At 42.5% G+C, this 13,327-nt stretch carries 11 protein-coding genes and 1 pseudogene; 2 read left to right on the top strand and 10 right to left on the bottom strand.

What is annotated here, in order from left to right:
* Positions 1-140 precede the first annotated feature (140 nt).
* Positions 141-323, bottom strand: coding sequence for a YjfB family protein (locus AB4111_RS13195; protein WP_442031971.1), 183 nt, complete (start codon positions 321-323; stop codon positions 141-143).
* 161 nt (positions 324-484) lie between these two features.
* Between AB4111_RS13195 and AB4111_RS13200 the strand changes: the two genes are divergently transcribed.
* Positions 485-1,591, top strand: coding sequence for a hypothetical protein (locus tag AB4111_RS13200; RefSeq protein ID WP_442031972.1), 1,107 nt, complete (start codon positions 485-487; stop codon positions 1,589-1,591).
* 62 nt (positions 1,592-1,653) lie between these two features.
* On the opposite strand, the gene AB4111_RS13205 is transcribed toward AB4111_RS13200, so the two are convergent.
* Positions 1,654-2,514 (bottom strand): Cof-type HAD-IIB family hydrolase, encoded by an 861-nt coding sequence (locus tag AB4111_RS13205; RefSeq protein WP_442031973.1) that lies wholly within the window; start codon positions 2,512-2,514, stop codon positions 1,654-1,656.
* Positions 2,515-2,596: 82 nt separating this feature from the next.
* Positions 2,597-3,127: a GNAT family N-acetyltransferase gene (locus tag AB4111_RS13210; RefSeq protein WP_442031974.1), complete on the bottom strand. Its 531-nt coding sequence runs from the start codon at positions 3,125-3,127 to the stop codon at positions 2,597-2,599.
* A gap of 211 nt (positions 3,128-3,338) precedes the next feature.
* Here AB4111_RS13210 and AB4111_RS13215 point away from each other — a divergent pair.
* Positions 3,339-4,500: pseudogene (locus AB4111_RS13215) on the top strand (S8 family peptidase).
* Between the two features lie 112 nt (positions 4,501-4,612).
* Here the strand turns inward: AB4111_RS13215 and AB4111_RS13220 are convergent.
* From AB4111_RS13220 to AB4111_RS13250, 7 genes are all read right to left on the bottom strand, one after another.
* The gene (locus AB4111_RS13220) at positions 4,613-5,011 is read right to left on the bottom strand and encodes a RidA family protein (protein ID WP_442031975.1); all 399 of its coding nucleotides are present in this window, start codon (positions 5,009-5,011) and stop codon (positions 4,613-4,615) included.
* A 313-nt stretch (positions 5,012-5,324) separates the two neighbouring features.
* Positions 5,325-6,767, bottom strand: a complete 1,443-nt coding sequence (locus AB4111_RS13225) for a 6-phospho-beta-glucosidase (protein ID WP_442031976.1) — start codon at positions 6,765-6,767, stop codon at positions 5,325-5,327.
* A gap of 34 nt (positions 6,768-6,801) precedes the next feature.
* On the bottom strand, positions 6,802-8,715 hold the full coding sequence (locus tag AB4111_RS13230; RefSeq protein WP_442031977.1) for a beta-glucoside-specific PTS transporter subunit IIABC: 1,914 nt from the start codon (positions 8,713-8,715) through the stop codon (positions 6,802-6,804).
* Between the two features lie 504 nt (positions 8,716-9,219).
* Complete coding sequence (locus AB4111_RS13235) at positions 9,220-11,160, bottom strand: beta-glucoside-specific PTS transporter subunit IIABC (RefSeq protein WP_442031978.1); 1,941 nt, start codon at positions 11,158-11,160, stop codon at positions 9,220-9,222.
* Between the two features lie 167 nt (positions 11,161-11,327).
* Positions 11,328-12,170 (bottom strand): BglG family transcription antiterminator LicT, encoded by an 843-nt coding sequence (gene licT, locus AB4111_RS13240; protein ID WP_253438078.1) that lies wholly within the window; start codon positions 12,168-12,170, stop codon positions 11,328-11,330.
* 224 nt (positions 12,171-12,394) lie between these two features.
* Entirely contained in the window at positions 12,395-12,700 is a 306-nt protein-coding gene (locus AB4111_RS13245) for a hypothetical protein (RefSeq protein ID WP_442031979.1), read from the bottom strand.
* Positions 12,701-12,755: 55 nt separating this feature from the next.
* Positions 12,756-13,316 carry a shikimate kinase gene (locus AB4111_RS13250; protein ID WP_442031980.1) on the bottom strand — a complete coding sequence of 187 codons (561 nt, stop codon included), beginning with the start codon at positions 13,314-13,316 and terminating at the stop codon, positions 12,756-12,758.
* Positions 13,317-13,327 lie beyond the last annotated feature (11 nt).

Below are 13,327 nucleotides of genomic sequence, written 5' to 3' on the forward strand. Positions count from 1 at the left end.
TGAAGTAAGTCTGGAATTAACGGCCTAAACATACCTATCGAAAAAAACAACCCAACCCGCTTCAATTCTTTCGAATTGGAGCGGGTTGGGTTTTGCTTGCTGCAATGGGTGTTACATTAAAACACATGCTGTAATATCAACTAAACCGAAAGATCGAGACTTCCACCCAGATTGGGATGAGGAGCAGGCACAGACTTCAACATTTCCGTCATCTGCTGGCCTTGCTGCTGTGCCATGTCTTTTGTAATTGACATCACTTGCAAGCTTGCCGACTGCATTACTGAAGCCTGGCTCATCGCCATTGATAATGCTGCAATATCCATGATCTTCACTCCTTTCAATTCGGGTCACTTAGGTGTACTTATTATATATCGGACAAGGAGGATTCAATGTTGAGCAAATCAGATCAAGCAAATAATTTCCTGTTATGGCCGTTAACTTCATGCTATATTTTTAAGGTAAAAAAATAAAAGGAGAATCTGTAATGAATAGTCTCAAGAAATTGGTCTGTATTTTTATTAGTTTTAGTTTACTGTTCATATTACTTCCGTCTCACATGTTAGCGGCTGGGAATCCTCTAGCTGAGTCTTACCGTGATATTGAATACACTGTATTCATTGATGGAAAGCTCGCAAGTTCCAAAGATCAAGCATTTTTAGCGGATAATGATACCGTCTACATCCCTATCAAAATGTTCAAAAAAATCGGTTCACTTATTGCTGTAGGAAATGGATTTGAAGTCAAAACCAAATTAAAGAAAGAACAAGTAAGTAAGAAAGACACCATTTTGTACAAAGGAATAACATACATATCGTATGAGAAGTTTCTAAAGGTTTCCGGTTACTCAGGTAGGAATGAAGATGATTTAATGGTGGCATTTATATGGGGAGACGAGGATGGAGCAACACGGACTAAGAAATTAATGAACGGAATCCTTAGTGTTCCCAAAGCATATCGTTCCGTTTTTGGAGAAAAAGTTTATTCTTATGCGCTAGATCAACCTGGCTGGATCGTCGGCCTGACACAACTTTATCAACTCACGGAAGTAACTATACAAACAGCAAATGGAAAGACCGTTACAGAATACATATATAAAGACATTGGATTTTCGAATTTTTGTTATTATTTTGATTACGAACATTTCATACATATAGCTTTTAAGGGGGGCGAATACTGGGCTAACAAAAATAATTTACCTAATTCAAATCCACTTTATCATTTAGAAAAAATAAAAATCATTTCCGTTGATATTAAAAAAAATAATGTAATTGTGAAAGCCAAAAGAGCTAGTGGAAAGTCGGTTACGTTCAAGTTGCCTGTTACAGACCAGCCAAATGATTTTATTAAAGGGTTGTTCTATGACAGTGATCCTAAAAAAGATTACCCAGGCTGGTCTTCAAACGTCTGGAAACTTATTAGTCAGCAAAAGATCAAATTAGGGATGACGTTTAATCAAGTGTTACTTTCTTGGGGGAGTCCAAATAGCACCAGTAACTCCACTAGTTCATTAGGTTCTATTGATATTTGGGTCTATGGAAATACCTACGTAACCTTCTACAATGGACAAATATATTCATGGTCCGATTACTAAAATTCGAGAGCAACTAGGTTGCTCTCTTTTTATTAGCTGTTCATTAGTGATTCCGTACGCACTTACCCCTCGATCAATCCATACTTCACAAAACTATGATACAATCCATCTTCCTCAACTGTGCCAGTAATATCGTCTGCAATGGCTTTCAGACCTGGCTTAGCATTGCCCATAGCAATGCCAACGTTACAAAATTCCAGCATCTCGGCATCATTCATGCCATCACCGATGGCGAATGTATCCTCCTGCGACATGTCCAGATGCTTCAGCAGATCGGCGATTGCAATAGCTTTGTGAATGCCAGGGATCATTAGCTCACCACTTCCTTCACCAAAGATCGGCACCGTACACTGAATGACTTCAAATTTGCCTTCGAACTCCTGCTTGATTCGCTCAAACGGGATCACCGAACTTTCCAAGAAACACACTTTGTTCACGTCATCCTTGTACAGGTCACTCTCTCCATACGTCAATCCAGCAATAAACGGGTGTGGCTTCAATTCCTTCTTCTCTCTGGCTACAGGATCATTCTCCACATCACCATAGATACGGCGTTCCAGGTGAGGTTGCAGATTACTGCTAGCATACAATGCCGAATTGGATTCAAGGTAGAAGTCAATCCCATGTTCATTGAAAAAGTCAACCATATGGCGAACATCTTCCGCTGTCACCCTTTTGTGATACAGCACATCCTTGCCAAACTCCACATAGCCCCCACCTGCACCAATCAGACCATCGAACCCTACATCCCAGATGGAATCATAGATTTCCGCCTTGGACCGGCCTGTACATAAATAGAGCAGATGTCCATTTTCTCTGGCCTGTTTGCAAGCCTTCTGAGCTGACAACGGAATGCTTCCGTCATCATCTACCAATGTGCCATCAATATCAATAAATACAATTTTTCGCTTCGTTTCTTGCATCTGCTTATGCCCCTGTCATGTATCTTGTATTTGTCTATGTTATTGAGTAAAAATTATCGATTATCAGCAACAATTCCAATGATCACATACATCCCAACTTGTCCATATGTACGGTCTGCCAGTCATCATCTTGCTCAGCAATAACTGTATACCCTTGACGTTTCCAGAAATCTACGGCTCCTGGCAAGAAGCGATGTGTATGCAAGTACAGTGTCGTATAGTGCATATCCTTCACCACATTCTCCAGTTCTTTGACCAGCATCGAACCAATGCCGTATCTGCGATACGCAGGATCTACATAACATTTCACAATTTCGGCTGCAGACTGGGCTGCATATCGACCGTCCACGGCTTCAATACGTCCATCATATGGTAATATTCCAATCGTTCCGACGATGCCCGCATCACCCATCATTGCAACAAGAAAGATCGATTCATCGGAGTCCAGATAATGTTCTGTGAACTGCTCGAAATCCACAGGTAACCTCGTGTGATCCATCATAGGAAACACTTCTCTACGTACACGCATGGCAAAATCAATGGCATCATGAATCTGGTGTGCCTGAACTGGTGTTACTGTCGGTATACTCTGAAGTTGTGTCAAAAGATCCACGTTCCTTCTCCTCTAAATTGGGAGCTCTCTCTAGGCATTTCCTTAATCCTTCTTCATGCCAGATCGGCTCTCTTCATCTCATCTTACCGAATTTGACCCCTCCTATCAATCTATCTACACTACTAACCATATTGAAAAAGTGCCCACACAGTCTGATAGAGTTCGCATACGATAAGGCGTGTCACAATCCATATTGGAGGGAGAAACGCTCATGTGGTTATGGTTAGGTGTTTTTGGTTTCATTTTGCTAGCAATCATCGTGTTCGTGTATCGTTATCTGGACCAACGTGCCGAGAGTAAGTTTCACCCTCATGCCCCCAAGCAGCTATTAGTCAAATTCAAGGAAGGTACAACCGAGGATGAAATGCACACCCTTCACAAAAAAGGGAGATGTAAGGTCGCTGAGACATACGAGGATTTGGGTTGGTACCGTGTAGAATCCCGCAAAAAAATGCACCGGATGCTTAAACATTACAAAGGTCATACGGTTATTGAACATGCAGAACCGAATTACCTTGTTGAGGCATCCTTCACCCCTAATGATCCGTTCTTTCCTTACCAATATAACCTGTCCAAAATCAATGCACCCGCTGCATGGGACATCACTCAAAGTAACAGCTCTGTTAAAATCGCCATTATCGACACCGGTGTACAGCTAAACCACCCAGAATTGGCTTCCAAGCTCCTCCCCGGTTACGATTATGTTGATTATGATAATATCCCTGAAGACGGGAACGGACATGGTACACATGTTGCCGGGATCGCTGCTTCTGTTACCAACAATGGTGTGGGAATCGCAGGCGCTGCACCACTCGCATCCATCGTTCCGCTCCGGGTACCTGGATAACAACGGGCAAGGAACGGTAGGTAATGTCGGTAACGGGCTTGTCTACGCTGCCAATAACGGTGTACAGGTTGTTAACCTGAGCCTCGGTGGTCCAATGGGAGATGCATTCCTCCAAGCTGCCGTGCAGTATGCTTGGGATCGTGGAGCCGTAATTATCGCTGCAGCCGGCAACGACAACACTTCATTCCCGATCGTACCCGCATCGTATCCCAACGTCATTGCAGTCGCTTCAACCAACCCCTCCGATCTCAAATCCAATTTCTCCAACTATGGTTCCTGGGTGGATATGGCTGCCCCGGGTGATAGTATTCTATCCACCTATCTGGGTGGTTCCTATGCCTACCTGAGCGGAACATCCATGGCAGCCCCACATGTGGCCGGAGTGGCCGCACTTCTCGCTGCACGCGGGAAAACCAATGCCCAGATTCGAGATGCGCTATGCTTCGCTTCCGATCCAGTATCCGGCTCTGGAATCTACTGGACGTATGGACGCCTCAATGCCTACCAGAGCTTACAGGTGCCATAATAATGCTATCGCTCAAGATTGCACAAAGGCATATCATCTATTTTCACGAATAAAAAAAGAAGGGGCATCTGTATATAAGATGCTCCTTCTTCTGCTTAAAAAGTATTCGTTGTTAAACTTTTGCCGCCCAAAGCTCTATTTCAATTTTAATCTCTGGCAGACCTAACTCCGTAATATATCCAATCGTCATTGCAGGATAATTCGTATTAAATAATTGTCCCCATTCGGCATATAAATGATCCCAATCGATTTTCTCGGTTGCCCATACGTTCACTTTGATAATATGTTCAGCCTCTAAACACTCAGATTCGAGCACTGTTTTGATATTATTAAATGTATTAGTAACTTGCTCATTCAGACTGTCCGGAAAGAGTCCGCTTGCATCTGCTCCAATTTGACCCGAAGTTACGAATAGCTCTGCATTCCTCGGAATTCTTGTAATATGCGTGTATTGTCCTACAGGAGCTGGCATATTCGCTGGATTTTTTCTCGTGATTTTTTCGATTTTCATATTGATTACCTCGTCATTCTTAAGATTTTTCTGCGTTATTTTCTAGTTTTCTTCCGATTTTGGGCAGACCTCTCCCTTGGATTAGATTCTAGAAAAAGACAGCAGTAGAGTAACCATATCCGGAAGATATAAACGCAAGTGATTTTTTCTTCATGATTGGATACTCCCCCTTCTGAAATGACAAGATTATCTTCATTCAATGATTATATCCAATATCTACACATTGAGTCAAATTCATCTCATTATAAAGAAAGAGCAATCCCGTAATAACGAGACTGCTCTTTCTTTATTCTATAGCGTCGAACACCTTGTATCAGAAGTATTGTGCACCATTACTCGCAATGACATCTTTGTACCAGTGAAAACTCTTCTTTTTCACTCTGCGAAGTGTGCCTGTGCCATCATTATTTCTGTCTACATAGATATAGCCATACCGTTTCTTCATCTCTCCGGTACCCGCACTGACCAGGTCAATCGGTCCCCAACTTGTGTAACCTATGAGTTCTACACCGTCTTGAATCGCTTCAGCCATCTCGGCAAAATGACGATTCAAATATTCGATGCGATAGTCATCTTCAACGGAGTCATTGTCTAACAGCACATCGGTTGCCCCAAGTCCATTTTCCACGATAAACAAAGGTTTGCCATAACGATCATGCAGTTGATTACATGTAATTCGGAGACCTTTAGGATCAATGGTCCATCCCCACTCGGATGTTTGCAGATACGGGTTCTTCACTGAACCAAATACATTACCTTCCGTCGAATCCTTCAAAATCTCAGGGTCTGTACTTGTACAACGGCTTGCATAGTAGCTAAAACCAATATAATCGACTGTATTCTGCATCAAGATATCTTGGTCTTCTGGTTGCATCTCAATCTGAATATCATTTTCTCTGAAAAATCTTTTGGTATAACCCGGATATGCTCCCTTCGACTGCACGTCAATGAAGAAGAATGACTCGCGATCTTTCTCCATGGCCTTCCACACGTCATCCGGATTAGAGCTGTATGGATAGACCATGCCAGCGGCTAACATACAGCCAATCTGTGCACCCTGAATAATCTCATGACAAGCCTTAACAGCAAGTGCACTGGCTACCAATTCATGATGTGCTGCCTGATACAGGACCTGCTCTTTGTCTTCACCTTCCTGAAGAACAATGCCTGCTCCGATATAAGGAAGATGCAGTAACATATTGATCTCATTAAACGTCATCCAATACTTCACTTTATGCTTGTATCGTTTGAATAGCGTCGTCGCATATTTCTCAAAGAAACCGATCATCTTGCGATTCTTCCACCCACCGTAAGTCTCGACCAGATGTACAGGTACATCGAAATGACAGATCGTCACAACAGGTTCAATGTTGTATTTCAATAACTCATCAAAGACATCATCATAAAATTGCAAGCCTGCTTCATTTGGCTCCGCTTCATCCCCATTAGGGAAAATCCGTGCCCAGGCTACGGAGAGTCTCAGGCACTTGAATCCCATTTCTGCAAATAACGCAATATCTTCCTTATACCGATGATAGAAGTCTATAGCTTCATGTGAAGGATAGAATTCCCCTGCTTTTGGCTCATATGAATCCAGGTTACCCAGAGCAATATTCCATCGATTGGCACCAATCGGAATCAGATCTACAGTTGTTAAACCTTTGCCACCTTCCAGATAGGCACCTTCCAATTGATTCGCTGCGGTTGCTCCTCCCCAGAGAAAATTCTCTGGGAAGGCTGTATATTTTTCATTCATTGAGGAGTTCCTCCTAAACCATCTGTAATTTCAATTAGCTTAATACCGTGATCAATTTATCTTTCTCATGAACAGATGCATCTTTCGTTCCTACAACGTCCAGATAATTGGAAGTATTCGTTACAATGATCGGTGTAACCGTCTCATAACCTGCATCCTTAATCGCTTGCAGGTCAAACTCAACAATCAAATCACCTGCGTTAACACGGTCTCCGTCCTTCACATGGGTTGTAAAATGTTCACCTTTCAGCTTCACCGTATCCTGACCAATATGGATCAGCATCTCTACCCCATCATCGCTTACAAGACCAATCGCATGTTTGGTACGATATACGGTTTGAACGACACCTGTGATCGGAGATACCACTCTGCCGCTGGTTGGACGAATTGCAATCCCTTTACCCATATGCTCTCCTGCAAACGTTACGTCATTAATATCTTTCAGTGCAACGACTTCACCAGCCATTGGGCTTACGATTTCGTATCTGCTGTTCGGATTTGGATCAAGTACAGGTGCTGGAGCTGGTTTTGCTTCTACTTTGTCTTGGAAACCAACCACGTACGTCAGAATGAAACCAAGGATAAACGCGATACCACATGCAACGAGAGCCATATAGAATCCGGAATCAACGCCTGTTGCTTTGTTAATGAAGCTTGGGAAACCAAATACACCGAGTCCACCAAAGATGTATAATTTCGAACCAGCCAATCCCAAGATACCACCACCGATACCACCAGCAATACAGCTCATGATAAACGGCTTTTTCAGCGGAAGTGTCACTCCGTAGATCGCTGGCTCAGTTACACCGAAGATCCCAGAGATGAAGGCCGGAATACCTAAAGATTTCAGTTTCGTATTTTTGGTTTTCAGTATAACGGCAAGTACAGCACCGATTTGAGCAAAGGAGGCTGCAAAAGACATGGCAATTACCGGATCAGCTCCAGATGTGCTCAAGTTAAGAAGCATGACTGGCACGAGTCCCCAGTGGAGACCAAACAGTACAAACACTTGCCATAAACCACCGATAATCAAACCTGTAACAACTGGGCTTAAGTCGTATATGCCTGTTGCACCTGCACCGATCAACTGTCCTGCCCAAGTGGATACTGGACCAATCAGAATGAATGTTGCCGGAACGATAACGAGTAAAGTAAAGAACGGAACAAGGAACGTGCTAACGACTTTAGGAATGATATTTTTAAAGAATCTTTCAATTTTAACAGCGAAGAATGTAGCAATAATGATTGGAATAACCGATGTGGAATAGCTCATCAGAATAACCGGAATACCCAGGAACGTAATGTGAATCGGCGATTCGATTAACGTACCTGTAAACAGGGTGTACAATGGATCTCCAGCAGTCAAACCGGATAGCGTAGGATAGACTAACGAAGCACCTATCGCCATACCCAGGAACGGTGAACCGCCAAATTTCTTGATTGCCGTATAACCAAGGAAAATCGGGAAGAAGTAGAACAGACAGTCACCCGTTGCATTCAACAGCTGGTACGTACCTGACGTATCTGTGATCCATCCAAATGATAGAAACATGGCTGTAAAACCTTTGATCATACCTGTTGCAGCCAGCAGACCGAGTAGTGGTGTAAACACACCAGAGATCATGTCGATAAAGCGGCTGAACAACCCTACCTTTTTACCTGAGTTGTCTGCTTCCTCTTCAATCTGACCTTCGGTTGGGAAATTGCCCGCTTTAACAACTGCTTTATATACATCCGGCACTTCGTTGCCGATAACAACTTGATACTGTCCACCACTCTGCATGACGGTAATAACACCTGGCAGATTTTTAAGTTCTTCCGTTTTGGCTACGCTTTCATTTTTCAGCTTAAACCGCAGTCTTGTTACGCAATGGAATACACTGTTTACATTCTCGCGACCACCTACACCTGACAGAATGTCCTTAGCTAATTGATCGTAGTTGCTCATTGTAATTCTCCCTCTCTAAGTAGACTCCCCATACTTTTTGAAACAAATAAAACCTGAACTACTGAACATACACAACATACCGGATCGTCCGGAAATCAGTCGTGTTATTCAGCAATTCAGGTTTTGCCCTTAACGGTTGCAACCCTGTAAGGCTGTACACATTGGTATTTAATTATTTTAACAACGAAAGTAAGGTACACCCCATACCCTCTTAGTGGAGGATGATCGGAATTGCCTGATTAAACAGTTACAACCCGATTCATGTATGCGCTTACTTCTTGAACTCATCATAGTACATCTGAACTACATTTGCAACACTTATTTTAATAATTTATTTAATAATAATCGATAGCGTGTCGCTTCAAACAACATGAACATATTCACCTGTCAATTCATAACGTTTTCATGCATCTTTTCTGATTGGAGTAACATAGAAATGACCCACAAGAGATCACTTTTTTCAAAGTATACAGTTTGCAGGTCTTAATAAGATACGGGACAGAATTAACCAATAACCGTAATCAATTTATCCTTCTCTTGCACTTCACGATTTGTTGTAGCGACCACGTCCAAATAATCAGCTGTATTGGTTACAATAATCGGTGTTACCGTCTCATATCCCGCCTCAATGATAGCTTGAAGATCGAATTCAACAATCAGATCGCCAACAGTCACACGATCTCCGTCTTTCACATGCGCAGTGAAATGTTGACCTTTGAGCTGTACCGTATCCTGACCGATATGGATTAGAATCTCTACACCTTGATCATCTACAAGTCCAATCGCATGTTTGGTACGGTAAATCGTCTGTACCACACCATTAATCGGGGATACGACTCTTCCACTGGTTGGACGAATGGCAATCCCTTTACCCATATGTTCACCAGCAAATGTAGCATCGTTAATTTCTTGCAAAGGAACCACCTCACCCGTCATCGGGCTGGCAATTTCATAACGATTGTTTGGATTAGGTTCAAGTGCAGCCTTCTCTTCTTTTACTGGCTCAGGAGCCTGTTTGGCAGCCTCTGGATTAGCAGGATCTTTGAATCCTACAAAGTAAACGAGAACAAAGCCTAATACAAAAGCAATAATAGTAGCCATCATGGCCATCCAGAATTCATAGTTGATCCCTTCTGTGGGACTAATGAGCGCTGGAACACCGAAAATGCCTGAAGCAAATACAAACATTTTGGAACCAGCGAACCCAATAATACCACCAGCAGTTGCAGAAGCAATGCAACTCATAATAAATGGTTTCTTTAATGGCAAAGTAAGACCATAGATCGCTGGCTCAGTTACACCGAAAATCCCGGACACGAAGGCAGGAACACCCAGTGATTTCAGTTTGGTATTTTTTGTTCTCAGCATTACGCCAAGGACAGCACCAATCTGAGCAAAGGAAGCAGCAAACATCATCGCAAGTATCGGATCGGCTTTCAGTGTGGACAGATTCAGCAACATGATTGGTACAATTCCCCAGTGTAACCCAAAGATGACCAATACTTGCCACAATCCGCCAACAACAATACCTGTTACCAATGGACTCAAGTCATAGATGCTTGATACGCCTGCACCGATTAGCTGACTTGCCCATGTCGCGATTGGACCAATCAAGAGGAATGTCACAGGAACAACAATCAGAATGGTAAAGAATGGCGTGAGGAACGTTCTCACAACAGCTGGAATGATCTTTTTGAAGAACGTTTCTACTTTTGCACCAAAATAAGTAGCAATAATAATCGGAATTACGGATGAGGAATAACTCATCAAAATAACAGGAATACCCAGGAACGTGATATGAATCGGTGATTCAAACAATGTGCCTGCAAACAGCGTATATAAAGGCTCTCCACCGTTAAGACCAGATAAGGTCGGATATACAAGTGATGCTCCGATGGCCATCCCGAGGAATGGAGATCCACCGAATTTTTTCATTGCTGTATAACCTAAGAAGATTGGGAAGAAGTAGAACAGGCAGTCTCCTGCAGCATTCAACAATTGATATGTTCCTGAAGCAGGGTCCAACCACTCGAGAGAAGTAAACATGGACAAGAAACCTTTGATCATCCCTGTTGCAGCAAGCAAGCCAAGAATGGGTGTAAATACACCTGAGATCAAGTCGATAAATCGACCCAAAAGACTTTCTTTTTTGCCAGCAGAGTCAGACTCATCATTATTAGTGACCGGTTCATCTGCACTCATATTCCCAACTTGTAGCAAGGCTTTATATACATCAGACACTTCGTTACCCACGACTACCTGGTACTGTCCAGCGCTTTGCATGACTGTTATGACTCCAGGCAGATTTTTGAGTTCGTCTGTTTTGGCATGATTGTCATTTTTTAATTTGAAACGAAGTCTGGTCGCGCAGTGCACCACACTGTTAATGTTCTGTTTTCCACCAACACCTGACAGAATGTCTTTGGCTAATTGCTCGTGTTTCATGAAATCTTTTCTTCCTTTCTGGATAAACACGGATTCAAAGCATATTGGAGAGAATAAAAAAACCTGAACATCTGAATGTAAGGAACATCCGGTTAACGGTATGTTCTGACATTCAATCGTTCAGGTTTTGCCCTGGTGGTTGCAACCCTGCAAGCTGATCTATGGGATTATTCAGAAGTTGCATTCACAACTCTCTCAATATGAATCGTTAAGTACATGATTTCTTCGTCAGTTAGTTGATAGGTGTAGTTGCTTTCAATGAACTTCTTGATTTTCTCCGAGCACTTGTGCGCTGCTGGATACTTTTTCTGAATCATTAGGAACAGTTCATCGTCGTTGTTGCTCTTGTAATGTTTTCCCTTCACCAAACGTTGAGCGAAAAACTTCAAATGCGTCACAAAGCGATAGAATGTCAGTGAGTTCTCATCAAAATCAATCTTGAAATGATACTTGATGATCGTCAAGATTTCCTGCATGACCTGCGTCATACTCTTGATGTTGGGCATTTCCTCGTTCAAAGCTGCATTGACAAAGTGAAGTGCCATAAAACCGGCTTCGTCCTCGGGCAGTATTACGCCAAACTGATCACAGATCATATTGAGCGCTTCCATTCCGACTTCGTATTCCTCTTTGTATAACTGCTTTGTCTCCCAGATCAACCCGTTGCGTATAGGCAGATTCTTGCGATACCGCTCAATGGCAAAGTGAATATGGTCTGTGAGGTGCAAGTAAATGCTCTCATTCAGTTTCTTGCCAAGTTTTAATTTGGCATAAGCGATGATCTCCTCTGACACTTTCATGTATTCCAGAGGAATGCTTGAGATTAATGCCTTGAAGTTTTCCTGAATATCTTCATTCTGTAAAGTAAATATCTTATCGATATGCTGCTCGGAAACCATATCACCCGCCCGCTTCTGATAAGCAATCCCACGGCCAATGATAATAACTTCCTGTTGTTCGTCATTCATTGCAACTACAGCATTATTGTTCAGCACCTTCTCGATTTTCACTTTATCACTCCAATATACAGAAAAAGACAAACCAATCCCTTTTCTCAAGGTAAACGGCTTTGCCTGATTCAACAGTTACAACCCGATATGTTGTACGCGCTTCCCTCATAATATTACAAAGTTCTACACAGTGCAACAAAAAGTTAATATCGTATTAGCATGACTCCCGATCTAGGTAAATATACTCACAGGCGTGAGCAAAACAAGAATTATTTTACAATAATTTACGATTTATTGTTTTTGCTTTCTTTCTCCAGTTCCGCTTCAATTCTTCGATTAATCATATCCATCTGTTCTGAATCCAAACGATCGACTTGCCTGTATTCTTTATCCCTCTCGTACTCCTGCGCCTCACCTTTGTTCATTAACCCCAGATGATTCTTGATGTCTCGAATATCTTCACGCATATGCATTGTCTGGCGGTATTGGTCTACAACAAGTGCAAAAATAATGCCCCCGGCCACTATTGGACCAAATGGGAACAGATAACATAAAACAAGTCCTATGAGCAAAAATATAACAAAATACATGTGTAATGCCCCTCTCTATAAACTATCTTTTCTACTAAGGTAGAAGTGTCTCAGATTACAAATTAAATCGTTCCTGAATTAACTTTGCCACTTCATCCGGGCTCTTGTGCGTGTTATCAATCCGTATGTAGTGCTCATGCATGATTTCTCCCGGTTCCGAATTCAGTCGATAATTCTTCATCGTATCAAGTAAATCTCGCTCAGACCACGCGATATCACGCTTTGTTGGCTTGTGTAGCAGGCGATGCGGACTCTTGTTACGCTCCAGTCTTTCGGATGGGTCCGCCTCCAGTTCCACATAACAGACCTGACCCCCTTGAGATGTAAACAACTCACTGATTTTACGGATGTATTCACCATCTGACTCCGCGTCCAAAGCCCACACAAATGTGAAAATTAAACCCGGCAGGTCACTCTTCGCCACTTCTTCGAAAATCTCCTGGCGGAACAGACTCACCAATCTTTTTCCTTGTGGTGTGCCATAGCTGAAGAAAGGAGACACCAATTCAATCGTCATGTGGTTATGGAACAATTTTAGCTTTGTTATCTTCTCCAGCTCTTGCCCCACCGTCATCTTGCCCACAGCCTGTGGGCCAAAAATAATCACCAATTTCATTTGATCACTCC

The organism is Paenibacillus sp. 2KB_22 (assembly GCF_052115745.1).
Taxonomy (GTDB): domain Bacteria; phylum Bacillota; class Bacilli; order Paenibacillales; family Paenibacillaceae; genus Paenibacillus.

Coding starts and splice junctions, on each gene's coding strand:
- AB4111_RS13195 (WP_442031971.1), bottom strand. CDS start 323: ATGGATATTGCAGCATTATCAATGGCGATGAGCCAGGCTTCAGTAATG.
- AB4111_RS13200 (WP_442031972.1), top strand. CDS start 485: ATGAATAGTCTCAAGAAATTGGTCTGTATTTTTATTAGTTTTAGTTTA.
- AB4111_RS13205 (WP_442031973.1), bottom strand. CDS start 2,514: ATGCAAGAAACGAAGCGAAAAATTGTATTTATTGATATTGATGGCACA.
- AB4111_RS13220 (WP_442031975.1), bottom strand. CDS start 5,011: ATGAAAATCGAAAAAATCACGAGAAAAAATCCAGCGAATATGCCAGCT.
- AB4111_RS13225 (WP_442031976.1), bottom strand. CDS start 6,767: ATGAATGAAAAATATACAGCCTTCCCAGAGAATTTTCTCTGGGGAGGA.
- AB4111_RS13230 (WP_442031977.1), bottom strand. CDS start 8,715: ATGAGCAACTACGATCAATTAGCTAAGGACATTCTGTCAGGTGTAGGT.
- AB4111_RS13235 (WP_442031978.1), bottom strand. CDS start 11,160: ATGAAACACGAGCAATTAGCCAAAGACATTCTGTCAGGTGTTGGTGGA.
- AB4111_RS13245 (WP_442031979.1), bottom strand. CDS start 12,700: ATGTATTTTGTTATATTTTTGCTCATAGGACTTGTTTTATGTTATCTG.
- AB4111_RS13250 (WP_442031980.1), bottom strand. CDS start 13,316: ATGAAATTGGTGATTATTTTTGGCCCACAGGCTGTGGGCAAGATGACG.